This is a genomic window from Nocardia sichangensis (assembly GCF_047200615.1).
Taxonomy (GTDB): domain Bacteria; phylum Actinomycetota; class Actinomycetes; order Mycobacteriales; family Mycobacteriaceae; genus Nocardia; species Nocardia sichangensis.
Genome location: NZ_JBJZOK010000061.1, coordinates 1 through 19,813 on the forward strand (window position 1 = coordinate 1; position 19,813 = coordinate 19,813).

Here is a 19,813-nt window from a genome sequence, read left to right on the forward strand (position 1 = left end):
CAGCCCGCGGAGACGGTCGCGGCGAGCAACAGCCGCCAGTCGTGGGCCCCCGCGCGGTCGAGAGCGGCACTGACGCGGGGAGGGGAAGAGTTTTGCAAACCCAGGGTGTATGGGGGTGGGGCGGGGCGGGTAAAATTGTGGGGGGGGGGGGGGGGGGGGGGGGGGGGGGGGGGGGGGGGGGGTTTGGGGGGGGGGGGGGGGGGGCCCCCCCCCACGCCCCGCCCGGCGGGGCTTCGCCCCCCGGGACCCCCCTTCCAGTGGTTGCGTTGGTCACACGCGTTTCGTTTGATTCTGGGATTGCCGGATTGGCGTCGGTCACGGGTGTTCGGGTGCCCGTGTGTGCCGATCGGCCGATCTCATACGCCGTGCATTTCGAGGCCGCGCACTCCGAGGTCTGCGTGAACCCGACAGCCCTGCGGGGTCGGTTTGTGCGCTCAACGCGGTCGCGAGCGGCGCCGACGTGGGTGCGAGCCCTGGCGACGCGTGGAATTCCGTGTCCGCGCGGGCGAAAAATACGTCTCTGACCACACGGTTTGGTGGTGGGAGCGGTGAGTGTGTAACCTCGTTCAAGACTTCACCGCGCTGAGGTCGGGTGTTTGGGGCTCGGTGCGGAAGTAGTCATGCCCCCTTAGCTCAGTCGGCAGAGCGTTTCCATGGTAAGGAAAAGGTCAACGGTTCGATTCCGTTAGGGGGCTCGCCGGATTGCCGGTGGTGTCCGACTCGGCATCGCTCCCGATAGTGCGGGCTCGGCACCATGGCAATGCGACGCCGTGGCGGTGTAGCTCAGTCGGTAGAGCAAACGACTCATAATCGTTGTGTCGCCGGTTCAAGTCCGGCCATCGCTACCACAACCGATCAAGCCCATCAGGTACCGGAAAGAAGGCATATCGTGGCCGCGAAGTCCACCGATGTCCGGCCAAAGATCACCTTGGCCTGCGAGCAGTGCAAGCACCGCAACTACATCACCAAGAAGAACCGGCGCAACGATCCGGACCGCCTGGAGCTGAAGAAGTTCTGCCCGAACTGCGGCACGCACCGGGCGCACCGCGAATCCCGCTAGTCATCCACGCGTGAACTACCGCGTGGTGTAGCGCCGGGAGTCGCTCCCGGTATCTCGGGCCGTGGCACCGCGAGGGCCGGACAATTGTCCGGCCCTGACGCATTTCACGGTGTGGGTGCGGTGGTGAGCGCTCCACAGACTCCGGGTGACGGGGTCAGATAGGTACAGTCCTCCCGTGACAATCAACACCGGTACAGACGAAGCGGTCCAGACGAGCGAGGCGCTCGACCCCGCGGCGAACGCCGCGGCGATGGTCGGTCACCACTACCGCGTCGACGACTACTACGAGGTCGGCCGCGAGAAGGTGCGTGAATACGCCCGCGCCGTGCAGGACTACCACCCGGTGCACTGGGACGAGGACGCGGCGCAGGAGTACGGGTACGACAACCTGCTCGCGCCGGTTACCTTCATCTCCCTGGTCGGAATTCTCGCCCAGCGCAAACTGTTCGAAGAGGTCGTCACCGGCTACGACCTCAGCCAGATCATGCAGACCGACCAGATCCTCGAGTTCCATCGCCCGATCAAGGTCGGCGACCAGCTCACCTGCGATGTCCACCTGCACTCGTTCCGGCAGGCATTCGGCGGCGACATCATCGTGACCAAAAACATCGTCACCGCGCAGAACGACGAACTGGTGCTCACCACTTACACCACCCTCGTCGGCCGCAGCGGCGGCGATATCGACCCGAACCTCAACGCCGCCGTCCGGAACGTGCTCATGCACGGCATCGGCGAGGACGCGCCGGGGCATCGTCCGCGCTCGCTCGCGGTGACCCAGGCGCCGGCGCCGGTCGTGCCGCCCGTGGACGGTGTGCGCACCAAGCACGCCATCGGGTTCGAGGACGTCTCGGTGGGTGACGAGCTGCCCACCCGCGTCGTCCGGCTCACCCGCGGCGATCTGGTGAACTACGCGGGCGTCTCCGGTGACGCCAACCCGATCCACTGGAGCGACGAGGTCGTGAAGCTGGTCGGCCTGGAGAACGTGGTCGCGCACGGCATGCTGACCATGGGCCTCGGTGGCGGTTTCGTCACCTCGTGGCTGGGCGACCCGGGCGCGATCAAGGAGTACAACGTCCGCTTCACCAGCCCGGTCTACGTCGGGTCCGACGAGGCCGCCGAAGTCGAGTACACCGGTAAGGTGAAGTCGGTCGATCCGGAGACAAAGACCGCGGTCGTGGCCATCGTCGCGAAGGCGGCGGGGAAGAAGATCTTCGGCCGCGCGACCGCGACGGTGCAGCTGGCCTGACCAGGGACAGCGACCCGGATTGGCTAATGGCGCGGGCGGTAACGTACACTCAGGTTTCTGGGGTCGCCAGCCGCTGCGCGCTGCTCTGAGGGGCTGGTTCCAGGCGATCCGCGAGGATTCGCCGACGGGGCCGGCAACTGCCGGAGCGGCGCGCGTGTTGTGTGACACCAGGGCACAACTGAATATCGAACAGTGGTTGGACAGTAAACATCGTCCGACCAAAGGGGCGTAGCTCAACTGGCAGAGCAGCGGTCTCCAAAACCGCAGGTTGCAGGTTCAAGTCCTGTCGCCCCTGCCCTGGATGCCAGCGACGAGAGAGGATCGACGTGAGCGAGCGTAGCGAGCGAGCCATTGGCACAGCGCGCATCGCGCACGACGGCACCGAGCTCAGCGAGGAGAAGGCGTGAGCGACGAGCGGGACACTCGCCGCGGCGCACATGCCGCCGACGAAGGCGACGACACCGCCGCAGCGACACGGCCGAGCGGAAAGCGGTCCGCGCGGCGGACCCGTGCCGGGTCTTCGGAGGTCGACACGGGCGCTATCGCCACGCTCGACCGTCCGTCGCGGAAGGCAACCAAGGCGACCGATCGGGCCGAACGCAAGAAGTCGGGTAATCCGTTCAAGCGTTTGCTCAAGTTCCTGCGTGAGGTCATCGCGGAACTGCGCAAGGTGATCTGGCCCAACCGGAAGCAGATGGTCACCTATACGAGCGTTGTTCTGGTGTTCGTGATTTTCATGGTCGCGTTCATCAGCGGGTTGGATCTGGCGTTCATCAAGGGTGTCAACTGGCTGTTCGGCTAGCTGAACGACGCCGACGCCGGTAGCCGATCCCGGGCGGAGACGGGTGGAGTGATTTCGCCGCGCGCCCGGCCCGGCACGCAGAGGATGTACGTGACGACACAGGAAGCGAGTGCCCCAGTGAGCACCCCGGAGAACGACACACACGACAAGTTCCCGGCCGACGACACGGTGGCCGAGTCCACCGACTCCGTCGAGGAGTTCGCGACCGACGAGCCCGCGGTCGAGGAATCGGAGCCCGCTGAGTCCGCCCCTGCCGCCGCCGTCGATGCCGAGCCCGCCGACCCGGTCGCCGAGATGAAGGCGGCGCTGCGGCGCGCTCCCGGCGAGTGGTACGTCATCCACTCCTACGCCGGTTACGAGAACAAGGTGAAGGCCAACCTCGAGACCCGCGTGCAGAACCTGGACCTGGAGGACTACATCTTCCAGGTGGAGGTGCCCACCGAAGAGGTCACCGAGATCAAGAACGGGCAGCGCAAGCACGTCAACCGCAAGGTGCTGCCCGGTTACATCCTGGTCCGCATGGAGCTGAACGACGAGTCGTGGGGCGCGGTGCGCAACACCCCCGGCGTCACGGGTTTCGTCGGCGCCACTTCGCGCCCGTCGCCGCTGTCCATCGATGACGTGGTGAAGTTCCTCGTTCCGGCCGCACAGCAGCAGAAGAAGCCCGCCGCGGCAGCCGCTGCGGCGACTCCCGAGACCGCGGGCGGCGAGATCGCGCCGAAGCCGGTCATCGAGGTCGACTTCGAGGTCGGCGAGTCGGTGACCGTCATGGATGGCCCGTTCGCGACGCTGCCCGCCAGCATCTCCGAGGTGAACGCCGAGCAGCAGAAGCTGAAGGTGCTCGTGTCGATCTTCGGCCGCGAGACCCCGGTCGAGCTGGCGTTCACCCAGGTCGCGAAGATCTAGACCAGCTCTGTCGGCGGCCGGGTGAATCCGGCCCGGGCGAGGATCGCAACACCAGACTTGCAAAGAGCAAGGGACACCAACACCTAGGAAAGAAAGATGCCCCCCAAGAAGAAGAAGCTCGCCGGGATCATCAAGCTTCAGATCCAGGCCGGCCAGGCGAACCCGGCCCCTCCGGTCGGCCCCGCGCTCGGTCAGCACGGCGTCAACATCATGGAGTTCTGCAAGGCGTACAACGCCGCGACCGAGTCGCAGCGTGGCAACGTCATCCCGGTCGAGATCTCGGTGTACGAGGACCGGTCGTTCGACTTCAAGCTGAAGACCCCGCCCGCCGCCAAGCTGCTGCTCAAGGCCGCCGGCGTGCAGAAGGGCTCGGCGGAGCCGCACCGCAACAAGGTCGCCAAGGTGACCATGGACCAGGTGCGCGAGATCGCCAAGACCAAGCAGGAAGATCTGAACGCCAACGACCTCGAGCAGGCGGCCAAGATCATCGCGGGTACCGCGCGTTCGATGGGCATCACCGTCGAGGGCTGAGCGGAACCGCTCCCCGGTGGGAGGGCCGGCCAGGCCCGATAACCACGTCTGAACTACCGATCGAACAGGACAGAGAATCATGGCAAAACGAAGCAAGGCGTACCTCGCCGCGGCCGAGAAGGTCGATCGCACCAAGCTCTACTCCCCGCTGGCCGCCGCGCGCCTGGCGAAGGAGACCGCCACCACCAAGACCGACGCGACCGTCGAGGTCGCCGTGCGTCTCGGTGTGGATCCCCGCAAGGCGGACCAGATGGTCCGCGGCACGGTCAACCTGCCGCACGGCACCGGTAAGACCGCCCGCGTCATCGTGTTCGCCGCGGGCGAGAAGGCCGCCGAGGCCGAGGCCGCGGGCGCCGATGCCGTCGGCGCCGAGGACCTGATCGAGCGGATCCAGGGCGGCTGGCTGGACTTCGACGCCGCGATCGCCACCCCGGACCAGATGGCCAAGGTCGGCCGGATCGCGCGTGTCCTCGGCCCGCGCGGCCTGATGCCGAACCCGAAGACGGGCACGGTCACCACCGATGTGACCAAGGCCGTCAACGACATCAAGGGCGGCAAGATCAACTTCCGTGTCGACAAGCAGGCCAACCTGCACTTCGTCATCGGCAAGGCGTCCTTCGACGACAGCAAGCTGGTGGAGAACTACGGCGCCGCGCTGGACGAGATCCTGCGGGCCAAGCCGTCGACCGCCAAGGGCCGCTACGTCAAGAAGGTGACGGTCTCGACGAACACCGGACCGGGCATCCCGGTGGACCCGAACCGCACCCGCAACCTCTTGGAAGAGGACGCGTAAGCAGCAGCGAGCCGCGGCAACGGCGGGAACGCATTGTGCGTTCCCGCCGTTGCGCGTTCGAGGACTAATCCGCCCGACGGCGTGGTTGGGGTGGATGTGACCGTCGTTCTGTTGATCTCCGGTAGTACTCGCGCCGCCTCCACCAATTCCGCCGCACTACGAACCGTCTCGGCGATCGCCCCGGACGGTGTCGAAACCGTCTGGTACGACGGGCTCGCGGATCTGCCCGCTTTCGCTCCGGACGACGACAGCACCGCTCATCCCGCGGTAGTCGCGCTCCGCGAACAACTTTCGCGCGCCGACGCCGTGCTGTTCTCCACGCCCGAATACGCGGGCACTTTGCCGGGCAGTTTGAAGAACCTGCTGGACTGGACGGTTGGCGCCGGTGATCTCTACGGCAAGCCGGTCGCTTGGATCACGGTCGCGCCGGAGGGTCGCGGTGACGGCGCGACCGCCACACTGCGCAGCGTGCTGGGTTACGTCGGAGCCGACATCGATCCGGATGCCTGCCGACGACTCCCTGTGCCGCGCGAGGGCGTCGGCCCGGACGGACTGGTCGCCGACCCTGAATTCCGGTCCGGTGCCACGGCCGTGTTGCGCGGTCTCGCGCGGCATGCCGCGACCGCGACTTCGTGAGAAACACCACTCGCCGACGCGGACCGCGGCATCGCATTCCAGGCGGCGCACGGGTGTGCACCGCGGAAAAGTGAGTCGCGGCACAACGATTCGACGGCCGAGTGGTGCGATCAGACGTCTGCCGGGGCCCGTTTTGGCAGATGGGAACCCATGCAGGTACATTGGAAGTCAGTTATCGACGAGTTCGATCGCTACCCAATCCGTTCTACCGAAGACCGTTGGTCGCCGATCCCGTATGGGCTCGGTCGAAGGTCCGGCGACATTGCCGGCGGCCCACGCAGGGAGAGCCGAGGCTGGGAATTGATCCGGATACGCACCGGATCGGTTTTCTGTTGCGCCCCGGAACGCTCTGCGTTCGGGGCGTTTGTTTTGTCGCCGGCCCCTGATCGGTAGTTCGCGTATACGAACCGACCAATCAGAGAGGAGGCGAAGTATGGCAAAACCCGAGAAGGTCACCGCGGTCGAGGAGATCGCGGAGCAGTTCAAGAGCTCGACGGCCACCGTCGTCACGGAATACCGTGGCCTGTCGGTCGGCAAGCTCACCGAGCTGCGGCGCGCGCTCGGCGCCGACGCCACGTACTCCGTCGCCAAGAACACCCTGGTCAAGCGTGCCGCCGCCGAGGCGGGCGTGGAAGGTCTCGACGAACTGTTCGTCGGGCCGACCGCGATCACCTTCATCACGGGTGAGCCGGTCAACGCGGCCAAGGCCCTGAAGACCTTCGCGAAGGACAACAAGGCGCTCATCATCAAGGGCGGCTACATGGACGGCGCTCCGCTGTCCGTGTCCGAGGTCGAGCGGATCGCCGACCTGGAAACCCGCGAGGTGCTGCTGGCCAAGCTGGCCGGCGCGCTCAAGGGCAACCTCACCAAGGCCGCCGGTCTGTTCAACGCTCCCGCTTCGCAGGTGGCCCGCCTGGCCGCCGCGCTGCAGGAGAAGAAGCAGGCCGAAGAAGGCGCACCGGCCGCCGAGTAAGACCCGTGCGGCACGACTCGCCCGCATAGACATCAACTACCGAAAGGAACACAACAATGGCCAACGTTGACGAACTGCTCGAGACCTTCGGCAACATGACCCTGCTCGAGCTGTCGGACTTCGTGAAGAAGTTCGAGGAGAAGTTCGAGGTCACCGCGGCTGCTCCGGTCGCCGTCGCCGCCGTCGGCGGTGCCGCCGCTCCGGCCGAGGCCGCCGAGGAGCAGGACGAGTTCGACGTCGTCCTCGAGGGTGCGGGCGACAAGAAGATCCAGGTCATCAAGGTGGTCCGCGAGATCGTCTCCGGCCTGGGCCTGAAGGAAGCCAAGGACCTGGTCGAGAGCGCCCCGAAGCCGATCCTGGAGAAGGTCGCCAAGGACGCCGCCGAGGCCGCCAAGGCGAAGCTGGAAGAGGCCGGCGCCAAGGTCTCGGTCAAGTAATTCACGACCGAACACGCCGAACGGGCGGTCCCCTTTGGGGATCGCCCGTTCGCGTTTTTGGCAATCCCGCCGCTATCGCCGATACCGAAAGGATTGCGGAGTTACTACGCAGTCAGGTTGGGGTGTGCCCGATCTGTCCCATGAGTTACAGTGACCGAACCCACACGTGACGGACCGCGATGACCGAGCGCGCGGTTCGCCGGTGGGCAGCTCGCTGAGAATTTGTGGAGGTTGGCGTGGGCGTCGAGGTCAGGACCGAGAGTGTGACCAAGTCTTTCGGTTCCCAGCGCATTTGGCAGGACGTGTCGTTGACGTTGCCTTCGGGCGAGGTCAGTGCGTTGCTGGGGCCGTCGGGTACCGGTAAGTCGGTGTTCTTGAAGTCGCTGATCGGTCTGCTGCGCCCGGAACGTGGTTCGATCTTCATCGATGGCACGGATATCACGACGTGTTCGAACAAGGAGCTGTACGAGATCCGGAAGTTGTTCGGCGTGTTGTTCCAGGACGGTGCGTTGTTCGGGTCGATGAACCTGTTCGACAACGTGGCGTTCCCGTTGCGGGAGCATACGAAGAAGAGCGAATCCGAGATCAAGAAGATCGTGATGGAGAAGCTGGAGTTGACCGGTCTGCTCGGGGCCGAGGGCAAGCTTCCCGGTGAGATCTCCGGTGGTATGCGGAAGCGTGCGGGATTGGCGCGGGCGTTGGTGTTGGATCCGCAGATCATTCTGGTCGATGAGCCGGACTCGGGTCTGGATCCGGTGCGTACCTCGTATCTGTCGCAGTTGTTGATCGATATCAACGCGCAGATCGACGCGACGATTCTGATCGTGACCCACAACATCAATCTGGCGCGGACGGTGCCGGACAACATCGGGATGTTGTTCCGTCGTCAGTTGGTGATGTTCGGTCCGCGGGAGGTGTTGTTGACCTCGGAGGAGCCGGTGGTCAAGCAGTTCCTCAACGGGCGGATGATCGGGCCGATCGGTATGTCGGAGGAGAAGGACGAGGCGCAGATGGCGCGCGAGCAGGCGTTGGTGGACGCCGGGCATCATCACGGTGGCGCGGAGGAGGTCGAGGGGATCATTCCGCAGATGCGCGCGACTCCCGGGATGCCGGTGCGTCAGGCGGTGTTGCGGCGGAAGGAGCGGGTGCGCGAGATCATGCATACGCTGCCGCATGCCGCGCAGGTCGCGATCCGTGAATCACTTGACGACAACGACGATACGCAGGTGATGGCATACAACAGCGGCGACCTGGCTAATTATCAAGGTGGCGCTTTCGACACCACCGTGCGACACAACACAACTAACGGGTAACATCTGCGATCGTGAATTCGACCCTGGCGCGATTGCGAACTCCCCTGGAGTCGGGGTTTGCCCAGGCCGGCAACATCTTTGCGCTGCTCCTGGACGTTTTGCGAAAGACTTTCCGCCGCCCCTTCGAGTGGCGGGAGTTCATCGAGCAGTCGTGGTTCATCGCGAGTGTCTCGATCCTGCCCAGCGCGCTGGTCGCGATTCCGTTCGGCGCGGTCGTGGCATTGCAGACCGGCTCGTTGATCAAGCAGCTCGGCGCGGAATCCTTCACCGGCGCGACCAGTGTGCTGGCAACCGTCCAGCAGGCGGCTCCCGTCGTGACGGCCCTGATCATCGCGGGCGCGGCCGGGTCGGCGGTGGCCGCCGATCTCGGCTCGCGGACCATCCGCGAGGAGATCGACGCGATGGAGGTGCTCGGCATCGATCCGGTGCGAAAGCTGGTGGTGCCGCGCGTACTCGGCATGATGCTGGTCGCGCTGCTGCTCAACGGACTGGTGTCGGTTGTCGGCATCGCCGGCGGGTACTTCTTCAACGTCCTGCTGCAGGGCGGCACTCCCGGCGCCTACCTGGCGTCGTTCTCCGCCCTCGCTCAGCTGCCGGACCTGTGGATCGGTGAGATCAAGGCGGCGGTATTCGGTCTGCTCGCCGGCGTCATCGCCGCGTACAAAGGGCTGCATCCCAAGGGGGGCCCGAAAGGAGTCGGTGACGCGGTGAACCAATCCGTGGTGATCACGTTCATGGTGCTGTTCTTCGTGAACCTCATCCTGACCATGGTGTACCTACAGGTCGTCCCCGCCAAGGGTGCCTGACAGATGGCCACGTCATACCGAACCCCGGTCGCCAAGTCCATGCGCCGGGTGGGTGAAGTCGCTCGTATGCCGCTCAACGTCATCGATCGCGCGGGCGAGCAGATGTCGTTCTACTCGCGGGCCATCGCGTGGATCCCGCGGACCGCGGTGCACTACCGCAAGGAAGTCATGCGGCTGCTCGCCGAGGTCACCTTCGGCACCGGCGCGCTGGCGGTGATCGGCGGCACCATCGGCGTCATCGTGTTCATGTCCGGCTCCGTCGGCGTCGTCGTCGGCCTGCAGGGCTTCAAGGCCCTCGACGCGCTCGGTAGCTCGGTACTCACCGGCTTCCTCACCGCCTACATCAACACCCGTGAGATCGCGCCACTGGTCGCCGCGCTCGCGCTCTCGGCGACGGTCGGTTGCGGTTTCACCGCGCAGCTCGGCGCCATGCGGATCTCCGAGGAGATCGACGCGCTCGAGGTGATGGCGGTGCCCAGCGTGCCGTTCCTGGTCACCAGCCGCGTGATCGCCGGGTTCCTCGCGGTGATCCCGCTCTACATCGTCGGGTTGCTCGGCACGTTCATCGCGTCGCGGACGATCAGCATCTGGTTCAACGGGCAGTCCAGCGGGTCCTACGACCATTACTTCAGTTTGTTCCTGCCACCGGAGGACGTGCTCTATTCGTTCCTCAAGGTGCTGGTCTTCGCGTTCGTGATCATCATGGTGCACTGCTACTACGGGTTCCACGCCACCGGCGGCCCCGCGGGCGTCGGCGTCGCAGTCGGCCGCGCGGTCCGCGCCGCGATCGTCCTGGTGAACGTGCTCGACTTCTTCCTCAGCCTCGCGATCTGGGGCACCACCACCACGGTGCGGGTGGCCGGATGAGCCGCACTCAAACCTGGCGCTCCACCGCGAAGCTACGTACTCGGGCGCTGGGGATCGCGTTCTTCGTCGTGGTCGCGTTGTTCCTGTGGACCACCATCGCGATCTACAACAAGCAATTCGTGAAGACGGTGGACGTCGATCTGATCACCGACAGCGTGGGCAACGCGCTGACTCGCAACGCGGACGTGAAGGTACGTGGCATCACGGTCGGCGAGGTGCGCTCGAGCAGTTCCGAAGGCGGCGAGGTGACCTTGAACCTGGCCATCAATCCGGACAAGGCGCAGCAGATTCCCGTCAACGCGACCGCGCGCCTGCTGCCCAAGACGCTGTTCGGCGAGCGGTACGTGGACCTGGTGATCCCGGAGCAGCCGAGCCCCCAGCATCTGACCGACGGCGTCACACTGCACCAGGACGTCAGCGGCAACGCCATCGAGTTGAGCAAATTGCTCGACGATGTGCTGCCCTTGCTCCAGGCCATCCCGCCGCAGGATCTCGCGGCCACGTTGGGCGCGCTGTCCCAGGCGCTGTCCGGGCAGGGCACCGCGCTCGGCCAGACCTTGGACAAGCTCGACGATATCTTCCGCCAGGTCAACGTGGTGCTTCCGGACCTGCGGGCCGACCTGCGCAGTTTCGCCGAGGTGGCGGCCACCTACTCCGACGCGGCGCCGCAGCTGATCCAGGCCCTGGACAACCTGCGCACTACCAACGCCACGATCGTGCAGCGGCGCACCGACATCGACGCCCTGTACGCGACGCTGACGCCGACCTCGGCCACCACCACCGAGTTCCTGCTCGCCAACCGCGACAACATCGTCGACGTGGCGGCCGACTCCCGTCCCGCGCTGGAGCAGCTGGCCTACTACTCGCCGAACTACGCGTGCGCGCTGGCGAACTTCGCGCAGCTGAAGCCGCGCATCGACCGGATCTTCGGCAAGGGCACCGACAACCCGGGTTCCCGAGTGACCATCGAGCTGACCAACACCCGCGGCAAATACCTGCCCAACCAGGACGAACCGCGCTGGCTGGACACCAGGGGGCCGTGGTGCATCCCCGAGATGCCGGTGGGCGTCGATCCCGGCCAGTACACCGGCGGCCCGAACAACGACGGCTCCTACGCCGTCCCGAGTCGCAACCCGGGTGACCAGCAGACCGGTCATCTGGAGCCGCCGCAGTTCGGCGTCCACCCGGCGAGCAAGATGCCGACGATCGCCGGTTCCCCCATGGAGCAGCAGTCGCTCGGCGCGATCTACGGCGCGGCCAACGGTGTCGCCCCGGATCAGGTGCCTGGCTGGGTGACCAGGGTCGGCGCGCCCGCGTTCCGTGGAAGCGAGGTGAGCGTGCGATGAAGCAGCAACTGCGCGGCCTGGGCGGGCCGTTGACCAAGCTGGTCATCTTCGTCGTGGTGACCTTGTTCGTGACCACCGTGCTCGCGTTGTCGATCGCCAACTACAGCGGCGGCGGCACGCATTTCAAGGCCAGGTTCACCGACGTCACCTCGCTCAATCCCGGTGACGAGGTCCGCATCGCGGGCGTGCGGGTCGGCAAGGTCACCGCTGTCTCGATCGTCGACAAACGCCTGGCCGAGGTGAAATTCGACCTCACCGACCGGGACTGGCTGCCCGCGTCGACCACCGCGACGATCAAGTACCGCAACCTGGTCGGCCAGCGCTACATCGCGCTGGAGCAGGGGACCGGGGAGCAGGGACGGAAGCTGAACAAGGGCAGCACCATCCCGCTGGAGCACACCAGGCCCGCGCTGAACCTGACCACGCTGTTCAACGGCTTCCGGCCGCTGTTCCGTACGCTGACCGCCGACGACGTGAACAAGCTCTCCTTCGAGATCATCCAGGTCTTCCAGGGTGAGCAGGGCACGATCCACGATCTCGTCGCGACCACGGCGAACCTGACCAACAAGATCGCCGACAAGGACGCCGTGATCGGTGAGCTGACCCGCAATTTGACCGCCGTGCTGGACACCGTCAATCAGCGTGACGACCAGTTCGATCAGTTGATCGTGAACACCGAAGCGTTGATCAGCGGCCTCAACGCCAATCGCGACACGATCGGCCGTTCGGTGACCTCGCTGGCCAACCTGACCTCGGCGACCTCCGACCTGCTCGTCCCGGTGCGTCCGACCCTGCAAGGGTCGATCGCGGGTCTGAGCCAGTTGACCGGCACGCTCGACGAGCGCCAGGACGAGGTGAACGAAGCGCTGACCAACCTGCCGCTCAAGATGGAGAAGCTCGGGCGCGCCGCGAGTTACGGCTCCTGGTTCCAGTTCTATCTGTGCGGCATCGACATCGTCGTCGGGCCGGGCGCCGTCGACGCGCCGCAGCTCAACCTGCCAGCAGGACTGCCGACGATCAACCAGCCGCTGTACACCAACGCCGCGCCGCGCTGCCACGGGAAGGCTCGCTGATGGATGATCGCATTCTGCTCGGCAAGCGCAGCCCGGCGTTCCTGGGCGCGCTCGGCCTCGCCGTGGTGCTGTTGGTGACGGTGTCGGCGTTCTTCCTGGATCAGCTGCCGATCATCGGCGCGGGGACCAAGTACACCGCGGAATTCCGTGAGGCGGCGGGCCTGAAGAAGGGCAACGAGGTCCGGGTGGCCGGCGTCAAGGTCGGGTCGGTGTCCGACGTCCGGCTCGACGGTGACCGGGTGCTCGTGGACTTCCGCACCAAGGACACCTGGATCGGCAACGACACCACCGCGTCCATTCAGATCAAGACGCTGCTCGGCCAGAAGTACCTCGCCCTCGATCCGCGAGGCTCGAAGCCGGCCGATCCGAGTTCACGGATCCCGCTCTCACGCACGGTCTCCCCGTACGACGTGGTGGACGCGTTCACCGACGCCGCGCGCACCATCGATCAGATCGACACCACCCAGCTGGCCAAGAGCATGCAGGTGCTGTCGGACGCCTTCGAGACGACGCCGCCGGAGATCCGCGGCTCCATCGACGGCGTCGCCCGGCTGTCGGAGACGCTGGCCAAGCGCGATCAGGAGTTGAAGAAGCTGTTCGCCGCCACCAGGCAGACCACGCAGATACTCGCCGACCGCAACGCCCAGTTCGAGCGGCTGCTCGCCAACGGCGGCCAGTTGCTCGCCGAACTGAACGTCCGCCAGCAGTCCATCAGGCAGTTGCTGTCGGGCGCCAAGACGGTCTCCGCGGAGCTGAGCGCGCTCGTGCACGACAACGAGGAGCAGATCGGGCCCGCGCTGAAGAATCTGCGCGCCGCCATCGACCTGCTCAACGACAACCAGCAGAACGTTTCGAAGACGCTGGAACTCGCGGCGCCGTTCTACAGCCTCTACGCCAGTGTGCTCGGCACCGGGCGCTGGTTCGACGCGGTGATCGTCAACGTGGTGCCGCCCGCACTGCCCGAAATCCCCGGCTACCGTCAGCCGATCCGCACCTTGGGAGGTAACTGACGTGGCGGACAACTGGCGTAGCGATCCGGTCGGCGCGGTGCGCGGCTCCAGCCGTGGCGCAAAGGTCGGCATCGCGCTGGTCGTCGTGCTGGCCGTGCTGGTGGCGGTGGTGCTGTGGTGGCTGTTCGACCGGCTGACCACGACCAAGATCACCGCCTACTTCGATCGCTCGGTCGGCATCTACGAGGGCTCGGACGTGCGCATTCTCGGCGTGCCGGTCGGCTCGGTCGCTTCGGTGGAGCCGCAGGGCGATCAGGTCAAGATCGTGATGAGCGTGGATCGCAAGTACGACGTGCCCGCGGACGCGCGAGCCGCGCAGATCACGCCGTCCATCGTGTCGGATCGCTACATCCAGCTCACCCCGGCCTACACCGGCGGCCCGAAGATGGCGCGGAACGCGACCATTCCGCGCGAGCGCACGGCCACGCCGGTGGAAGTCGACCAGCTGTACAAGAGCATCACCGAACTCTCCGACGCGCTGGGGCCCAACGGCGCCAACGCCGAGGGAGCGGTGAACGAGCTGGTGCGCACCGGCGCGGCGAACCTGTCGGGCAATGGCGAGGCGCTGGCCAACAGCCTCACCCAGCTGTCCAGGGCGGCGCGATACCTGTCGGACGCCCGCGGCGACATCTTCGACACGGTCAAGAACCTGCAGGCCTTCATCACCATGCTGGCCCAGAACGACCAGCAGGTCCGGCAGTTCAACACCCAGCTGGCCGACCTGTCGTCCTTTCTCGCCGACGAGCGGCAGAATCTCGGCGCGGCACTGAATCTGCTGTCGATCGCGCTGGGTGACGTCGCCCGCTTCATCGACGACAACCGGGACCTGATCGCGAGCAACGCCGACAAACTGACCCAGCTCACCAAGACGCTGTCGGATCAGCGCAACGACGTGGCCGCCCTGCTGCCGGTCCTGCCGCTGGCGTTGAGCAACCTGATCAACGTGCACAACGCCGAATCGGGCACCCTCGACATGCGCGCGAACTTCCCCGAACTGCAGGACCCGTTCGGCGTGGTGTGCAAGATGCTCGACCTGTCCAAGCTGATGCCAGGCGATCCCAAGTTCGAGGCGCTCGGTAGGCAGATGCGGCCGATCCTCGACCACTGCAAGGAGATCACCGACCAGATCACCTCCGGGGTGCAGACCCCGACGCTGAACCTGCCGTTCGGCATCCTCAGCGGCGAGAACCAGCAGCGCGATCCGGTGCCGGGCACCGTGCCCGGCACGCCGTCGGACCGGCTTCCGCCGTCGCAGGGAGGGGCGCGATGAGCACTCGAATCCGTTCGCTCGTACGCGGTTTCGGCGCGGCGCTGGCGCTCGGCCTGACCGGCGCGCTGATCACATCGTGCGCCTCCGACGGCATCTACAGCGTGCCCCTGCCCGGCGGCGCCGACGTGGGCGAGCATCCGATGCACATCGACATCCAGTTCGACGATGTCCTCGACCTCGTGCCGCAGTCGGCGGTCAAGGTCGAGGGCGTGCCGGTCGGCCGGGTCGAGAAGATCAGCATCGGCAAGGACCAGTGGACCGCCACGGTGCGCACGGTGGTCAACTCGTCGGTGAACCTGCCCGCGAACGCGCGGGCCGAGGTCCGGCAATCGAACCTGCTCGGCGAGAAGTTCATCGAGCTCTCCAAACCCGCCGCCGAGCCGGAGTCCACCCGGCTGGCCGACGGCTCGGTCATCCCGGTCGACCGCACCCGGCACGCCACCGAGGTGGAGCAAGTGCTCGGCGCGCTGTCGCTGCTGCTCAACGGCGGTGGCGTCGCGCAGTTGCAGCCGATCGTCACCGAGTTGAACAAGACCCTCGGCGGCCGCGAGGACCGGGTGCGCTCGTTGATCGAGCAGGCGAACACGCTGATCTACGGCCTGAACCAGCAGGTGGACGACATCACCCGGGCGCTGGACGGTCTCGACGTGCTCAGCAGCCGGGTGAGCAAGCAGACCGATCAGATCGGCAAGATCCTCGACGAGCTGCCCAAGGGCATCAAGATCCTGGAAGAGCAGCGCCCGCAACTGGTCGCCCTGCTCGCGCAGCTGGACCGGCTCGGCGAGGCAGGCTTCGACGTGCTGAACACCGCGAAGGACGACCTGATCCGCGACCTGACCTCGCTGCGGCCCACGCTGCAGGAACTGGGCCGGTCGGCGCCGGATCTGGTCACCGCGGTTCCCTTGATCCCGACCTACCCGTTCCCCGATTCGGCGCTGGAGAGCACCTTCGGCGGCAGTGTGAACACGTGGTTGTCGGTCGACCAGCAGATCGGCGTCACGCTCAGCAACCTGGGTGTGGGCAAACCCGATCCGGTGTACATCCCGCCGGTCGGTCCGCCGGTGCCGGTGAACCCGACCAACCCGTACTACAACGGCAACGGTCCGCGTCCGGGCTGGCCTACGGTGTCGATCCTGCCGCTGCCGCCGCTGATGGCGCAGCCGCCCGCGCCCGGCGTGCCCGGTCCGGTCGGGGCGATTCTCGAGCAACTCGGCGTAGGGAGTGGTCCGCGATGACACGTCTGGTGCGGTGGCAGCTCATCGCGTTCGTGGTCATCGCGGTGCTCGGCGTCGTGTACGTCGGCGGCAAGTACATCCGGCTCGACCACATGTTCGGGCTCAACCAGTACACGGTGAAGCTGCGCGCGGCGCAGACCGGCGGCATCTACAAAGGCGCCGAGGTGACCTACCGCGGCGTCCCGGTCGGCCGGGTCGGTGAGCTGGAACTCACCGGTGAGGGCGTGGTGATGAACCTCGTCATCGACTCGAGCGCACCGAAGATCCCGGCGTCGGCGAAAGCCGTGGTGGCCAACCGGTCCGCGATCGGTGAGCAGTACGTGGATCTGCAGCCCGATTCGGACGCCGGCCCGTTCCTGCGGGACAACTCGGTGATCACCTCGGCGACCCTGCCGGTGTCGGTCGAGCAACTGGTGTCCAGCGTGGACACCTTCGCCAGCTCGGTGGACCTGACAGCGCTCAACACGACGGTGCGCGAACTGGGCAAGGCGTTCGACGGCAAGGGCGACGATCTGCAGGTGCTGATCGACTCGCTGAACAAATTCACCGAGACCTTCCATCAGACGCTGCCGCAGACCATCCAGCTGGTCCGCGACGGCAGGGTCGCCCTCGGCACGCAGGCCGAGCAGTCCGCGCAAATCCGCGAATTCAGCGACGGCCTGGACAAGCTCACCGCCCAGTTGCGCTCCAGCGACCCCGACGTGCGCAGGCTCATCGGCACCGGAACCGACGCGGGCGAGCAGATCGGCGCGCTGCTCGAGCAGAGCGGTGGCTCGCTCACCCAGGATTTGTCCAATCTGCGGCTGTTGTTGCAGGCGATCTCACCGAAGTTCTACGCGATCAAGCCGTTGCTGCAGATGCTCCCGCAGCTGTCGATCGGCGGTTCCTCGACCGCGCCCGGCGACGGGACCAGTCACTTCGGCCTGGTGCTCGAGACCAACAATCCGCCCGCCTGTACGGTGGGCTACGAGGGCACGCATCGGATTCTCGAACAGATGAAGGCGCAGAACCCGAACTTCGACGACACGCGCGACGAGTTCCCGTTCAACAAGGACGCCAAATGTCTTGTGCCGTTCGGTAATCCGACCGCCGTCCGGGGTGGCGAACGAGCCGATCTCGCCGATCCGGCCATCGTCCAGCCCTGGGACTCCAACCCCAAAACCGATCCGGAAAAGCTGAACCTGACTCCGGTGGCCGTGCAGTTGTCGACCCTGCTGGGGGTCACGCCGAAGCGGTGACCAGGAGCAATGACGTTAGGGTGTCTCGCGTGAGTGACTGGAGCGAGCGAACCACGGGCATGCCGTGGAGCGCGACCGAGCCGACCGACGGCGAGGCGCTGTCGTGACCGCCGATCTGACCAAACGGTCCGATGCGGCGGCGACGGACGCGCCGGACACCGTGACGACAGCGGCGGAAACGCCCACGGCGCAATCCGACGCCGGTGATCGGAAAGTCACCGACCGGGCAGGCGCCGAGTCCGCTCGCCTCGGTGGTGCGTCCGTGCTCAGCCGGGTGGTCCTCGTCTGCTCGGCCGTGCTGCTGGTCATCGCTTTGGCCGGCGCCGCATGGTTCGGCGCGGGCTGGGTACGGGCCGCGTTCACCGACGGCCCGCGCGCCGAGGCCAGGGACACCGCCCTGGACGCCGCGCGCCAAGCCGCGCTCAACATGACCTCGATGAACCTGGACGACGTGCCCGGCTCACTGGCGCTGGCCCGGTCCTCGATGACCGGAGCGTTGCTGGACTCGGCCACGAAGAACAAGGACCAGGCGGAGCAGATGGCGCAGCAGAGTGGGGTCGGGATGACCTCGAAGGTGCTCGGCTCCGCGCTCACCTCGCTCAACAGCGAGGAGGACAAGGCGTCGGCGCTGGTCGTGCTGCAGGTCACCGAGAAGGGCAAGGACAAGCCGCCCGCCGACTACCGCTACACCTGGACCGTGGACCTGGCCAAGGACGGCGAGGTCTGGAAGGCCGAGCAGATCTCCTCGCTCAGCCAGCCGGTGTTGCTGAGCGGCGGGCCCGCCGGGCGGCCGACCGCGCCCGCGGCCGACCAGCCGCCCGCCGCGCCGAAGCCGGGATCGTAGGAGGACACCCATGACGTCTCGCCGACCGGTCAACCGGGTCACCTCCAAGCGCAGGCCCGGCGCGGAACCGCCCCGTACCGCGTCCTCGCGCACCGAACGGCCCGCACAAGCCCGCAAACCGCGTGTGGCGGGCGTTTCCCGGCCCGCCGCGGAATCGGATAACCCCCGCGCCGAACAAACCCCTGCGGGTGCCCCTCGATGGCGCGAGATCATCTCGCGCGGCAAGGACCGTCCGCGGCGCACGACCGGACGGCCGCGCTGGGGCGTCAGCGCGGCCCTGCTGATCGCCGCGCTCCTACTCGGGGGTTTCGCGTGGCTCGCCGCGCAACAGCCCGGCGTGGACACGTCGAATCAGGCCTACGTGGACAACGAGGCCACCCAAGAGGTGCGCGCGGCCGCCGACAACGCGCTGCGGACCGTCTACGCCTATGACGTGAAGAAGATCGACGGCTATCGGGACACCGCGAAGCAGGTGCTCACCGGGAAGATGCTCGCCGATCTGGACAAGTACGCCGACACCACTATTTCGGCGGTCAAGCAGGCGCAGACCAGTGCCGATGCAAAAGCCGATCCGATTGCTGTGACATTGCTCACCGACGATCGCGCCGAGTTGATCGTCAATCTGGTGGTGAGCGCCACCAAGGACGGCGTGGCGCAGCAGAGCGTCTCGGGCCCGGTTGTCCTGCACATGCAGAAGGTGGGCGGTCGCTGGCTGGCCAGCGACATCGTGGACCAGTAACGGCTACCACATCGGCCGGGATGACGCAGCGCGGCAGGCGATCTCGCCGGCGCCCCGGCCGGGCCTGCCACTTGACGAGTTTCGCCCGAACCGTCACGCTATTCACAACAGCGGCAGCTGTCACAGTGGCTTCCAGTGCACCGTGGGTCAGGACGCAGCCAGCGGATTCGGCCCGGCGCGGCAGCCATGCGGACGATCACACGGGTGGTACTTTGACACCCCCGTGTACTTGGGTGTAGGTTTGGACGTTGCGCTGGCTGCCTCCTGTCCATACCTCGATTTGCACACGTAAGTTCACCCTTCCGGTGTTACTTCCGTTGTTGCCTGTTCGAGTTTCGTTCGGGTAGTAACCAGCGGAATTCGTAGCAGACAAGCGACGGTCGCGGACCACCACGCGACGCGCATGAGGTGCTGGAAGGACGCATCTTGGCAGTCTCCACCCAGACCAAGGCAGTTGCCGGAATCCCCGGAGCCCCGTTGCGGGTGTCTTTCGCGAAGATCCGTGAACCCTTGGAGGTGCCCGGGCTTCTCGATCTACAAACGGAATCGTTCGCTTGGCTGATCGGTTCGCCGGATTGGCGTGAGCGCGCGGCGGCTCGCGGCGACGTCGGCCTAGTCGGTGGCCTCGAGGAGGTACTCGAGGAGCTTTCTCCGATCGAGGACTTCTCCGGCTCCATGTCCCTGTCCT

At 66.3% G+C, this 19,813-nt stretch carries 21 protein-coding genes and 3 tRNA genes; all 24 read left to right on the forward strand.

Features of this window, described 5'->3' with window-relative positions:
• The first annotated feature begins 622 nt into the window (after positions 1-622).
• Positions 623-695 (forward strand) — tRNA-Thr (locus ACL03I_RS38285).
• 77 nt (positions 696-772) lie between these two features.
• Positions 773-848 (forward strand) — tRNA-Met (locus ACL03I_RS38290).
• A gap of 41 nt (positions 849-889) precedes the next feature.
• Positions 890-1,060, forward strand: coding sequence for a 50S ribosomal protein L33 (gene rpmG, locus ACL03I_RS38295; protein ID WP_011211653.1), 171 nt, complete (start codon positions 890-892; stop codon positions 1,058-1,060).
• Between the two features lie 181 nt (positions 1,061-1,241).
• On the forward strand, positions 1,242-2,306 hold the full coding sequence (locus ACL03I_RS38300) for a fused (3R)-hydroxyacyl-ACP dehydratase subunits HadA/HadB (RefSeq protein ID WP_356963462.1): 1,065 nt from the start codon (positions 1,242-1,244) through the stop codon (positions 2,304-2,306).
• Positions 2,307-2,528: 222 nt separating this feature from the next.
• Positions 2,529-2,601 (forward strand) — tRNA-Trp (locus ACL03I_RS38305).
• Positions 2,602-2,709: 108 nt separating this feature from the next.
• Positions 2,710-3,108 carry a preprotein translocase subunit SecE gene (gene secE, locus ACL03I_RS38310; protein WP_355072036.1) on the forward strand — a complete coding sequence of 133 codons (399 nt, stop codon included), beginning with the start codon at positions 2,710-2,712 and terminating at the stop codon, positions 3,106-3,108.
• Positions 3,109-3,198: 90 nt separating this feature from the next.
• Positions 3,199-4,014 carry a transcription termination/antitermination protein NusG gene (nusG, locus tag ACL03I_RS38315; RefSeq protein ID WP_355072038.1) on the forward strand — a complete coding sequence of 272 codons (816 nt, stop codon included), beginning with the start codon at positions 3,199-3,201 and terminating at the stop codon, positions 4,012-4,014.
• A 96-nt stretch (positions 4,015-4,110) separates the two neighbouring features.
• Entirely contained in the window at positions 4,111-4,545 is a 435-nt protein-coding gene (gene rplK / locus ACL03I_RS38320; RefSeq protein WP_043733097.1) for a 50S ribosomal protein L11, read from the forward strand.
• A 79-nt stretch (positions 4,546-4,624) separates the two neighbouring features.
• Positions 4,625-5,338 carry a 50S ribosomal protein L1 gene (gene rplA / locus ACL03I_RS38325; protein WP_067810457.1) on the forward strand — a complete coding sequence of 238 codons (714 nt, stop codon included), beginning with the start codon at positions 4,625-4,627 and terminating at the stop codon, positions 5,336-5,338.
• Positions 5,339-5,434: 96 nt separating this feature from the next.
• Complete coding sequence (locus tag ACL03I_RS38330) at positions 5,435-5,974, forward strand: NADPH-dependent FMN reductase (RefSeq protein WP_412808515.1); 540 nt, start codon at positions 5,435-5,437, stop codon at positions 5,972-5,974.
• A 433-nt stretch (positions 5,975-6,407) separates the two neighbouring features.
• The gene (gene rplJ, locus ACL03I_RS38335; RefSeq protein WP_355072042.1) at positions 6,408-6,947 is read left to right on the forward strand and encodes a 50S ribosomal protein L10; all 540 of its coding nucleotides are present in this window, start codon (positions 6,408-6,410) and stop codon (positions 6,945-6,947) included.
• 56 nt (positions 6,948-7,003) lie between these two features.
• The gene (rplL, locus tag ACL03I_RS38340) at positions 7,004-7,384 is read left to right on the forward strand and encodes a 50S ribosomal protein L7/L12 (protein WP_043698929.1); all 381 of its coding nucleotides are present in this window, start codon (positions 7,004-7,006) and stop codon (positions 7,382-7,384) included.
• A 236-nt stretch (positions 7,385-7,620) separates the two neighbouring features.
• Positions 7,621-8,697: an ABC transporter ATP-binding protein gene (locus tag ACL03I_RS38345; protein WP_355072045.1), complete on the forward strand. Its 1,077-nt coding sequence runs from the start codon at positions 7,621-7,623 to the stop codon at positions 8,695-8,697.
• Positions 8,698-8,708: 11 nt separating this feature from the next.
• The gene (locus tag ACL03I_RS38350) at positions 8,709-9,503 is read left to right on the forward strand and encodes an MlaE family ABC transporter permease (protein WP_355072047.1); all 795 of its coding nucleotides are present in this window, start codon (positions 8,709-8,711) and stop codon (positions 9,501-9,503) included.
• A gap of 3 nt (positions 9,504-9,506) precedes the next feature.
• Complete coding sequence (locus tag ACL03I_RS38355; RefSeq protein WP_355072049.1) at positions 9,507-10,370, forward strand: MlaE family ABC transporter permease; 864 nt, start codon at positions 9,507-9,509, stop codon at positions 10,368-10,370.
• Positions 10,367-11,716, forward strand: coding sequence for an MCE family protein (locus tag ACL03I_RS38360; RefSeq protein WP_364439596.1), 1,350 nt, complete (start codon positions 10,367-10,369; stop codon positions 11,714-11,716). The genes ACL03I_RS38355 and ACL03I_RS38360 overlap by 4 nt, the downstream gene beginning before the upstream one ends.
• Positions 11,713-12,789 (forward strand): MCE family protein, encoded by a 1,077-nt coding sequence (locus tag ACL03I_RS38365; protein ID WP_355072053.1) that lies wholly within the window; start codon positions 11,713-11,715, stop codon positions 12,787-12,789. Before ACL03I_RS38360 ends, ACL03I_RS38365 begins: the two co-directional genes overlap by 4 nt.
• A complete protein-coding gene (locus ACL03I_RS38370; RefSeq protein WP_355072054.1) occupies positions 12,789-13,799 on the forward strand; it encodes an MCE family protein in 1,011 nt (336 codons plus the stop codon). Before ACL03I_RS38365 ends, ACL03I_RS38370 begins: the two co-directional genes overlap by 1 nt.
• Positions 13,800-13,836: 37 nt before the next feature.
• Entirely contained in the window at positions 13,837-15,069 is a 1,233-nt protein-coding gene (locus ACL03I_RS38375) for an MCE family protein (RefSeq protein ID WP_356970018.1), read from the forward strand.
• A complete protein-coding gene (locus tag ACL03I_RS38380; protein WP_364439591.1) occupies positions 15,066-16,304 on the forward strand; it encodes an MCE family protein in 1,239 nt (412 codons plus the stop codon). The genes ACL03I_RS38375 and ACL03I_RS38380 overlap by 4 nt, the downstream gene beginning before the upstream one ends.
• Positions 16,301-17,542 (forward strand): MlaD family protein, encoded by a 1,242-nt coding sequence (locus ACL03I_RS38385; RefSeq protein ID WP_355072058.1) that lies wholly within the window; start codon positions 16,301-16,303, stop codon positions 17,540-17,542. The genes ACL03I_RS38380 and ACL03I_RS38385 overlap by 4 nt, the downstream gene beginning before the upstream one ends.
• A gap of 103 nt (positions 17,543-17,645) precedes the next feature.
• Positions 17,646-18,386 (forward strand): hypothetical protein, encoded by a 741-nt coding sequence (locus ACL03I_RS38390; RefSeq protein ID WP_412808516.1) that lies wholly within the window; start codon positions 17,646-17,648, stop codon positions 18,384-18,386.
• Between the two features lie 10 nt (positions 18,387-18,396).
• The gene (locus ACL03I_RS38395; RefSeq protein ID WP_412808517.1) at positions 18,397-19,125 is read left to right on the forward strand and encodes a hypothetical protein; all 729 of its coding nucleotides are present in this window, start codon (positions 18,397-18,399) and stop codon (positions 19,123-19,125) included.
• A 408-nt stretch (positions 19,126-19,533) separates the two neighbouring features.
• On the forward strand, positions 19,534-19,813 hold a 280-nt coding region (locus ACL03I_RS38400), incomplete at its 3' end, for a hypothetical protein (protein ID WP_412808518.1).

What these genes read in the sequence shown, in the direction of transcription:
- rplK (WP_043733097.1), top strand. Translation starts at nt 4,111, where the DNA reads ATGCCCCCCAAGAAGAAGAAGCTCGCCGGGATCATCAAGCTTCAGATC.
- rplA (WP_067810457.1), top strand. Translation starts at nt 4,625, where the DNA reads ATGGCAAAACGAAGCAAGGCGTACCTCGCCGCGGCCGAGAAGGTCGAT.
- rplJ (WP_355072042.1), top strand. Translation starts at nt 6,408, where the DNA reads ATGGCAAAACCCGAGAAGGTCACCGCGGTCGAGGAGATCGCGGAGCAG.
- rplL (WP_043698929.1), top strand. Translation starts at nt 7,004, where the DNA reads ATGGCCAACGTTGACGAACTGCTCGAGACCTTCGGCAACATGACCCTG.
- ACL03I_RS38355 (WP_355072049.1), top strand. Translation starts at nt 9,507, where the DNA reads ATGGCCACGTCATACCGAACCCCGGTCGCCAAGTCCATGCGCCGGGTG.
- ACL03I_RS38360 (WP_364439596.1), top strand. Translation starts at nt 10,367, where the DNA reads ATGAGCCGCACTCAAACCTGGCGCTCCACCGCGAAGCTACGTACTCGG.
- ACL03I_RS38365 (WP_355072053.1), top strand. Translation starts at nt 11,713, where the DNA reads ATGAAGCAGCAACTGCGCGGCCTGGGCGGGCCGTTGACCAAGCTGGTC.
- ACL03I_RS38370 (WP_355072054.1), top strand. Translation starts at nt 12,789, where the DNA reads ATGGATGATCGCATTCTGCTCGGCAAGCGCAGCCCGGCGTTCCTGGGC.
- ACL03I_RS38380 (WP_364439591.1), top strand. Translation starts at nt 15,066, where the DNA reads ATGAGCACTCGAATCCGTTCGCTCGTACGCGGTTTCGGCGCGGCGCTG.
- ACL03I_RS38385 (WP_355072058.1), top strand. Translation starts at nt 16,301, where the DNA reads ATGACACGTCTGGTGCGGTGGCAGCTCATCGCGTTCGTGGTCATCGCG.
- ACL03I_RS38395 (WP_412808517.1), top strand. Translation starts at nt 18,397, where the DNA reads ATGACGTCTCGCCGACCGGTCAACCGGGTCACCTCCAAGCGCAGGCCC.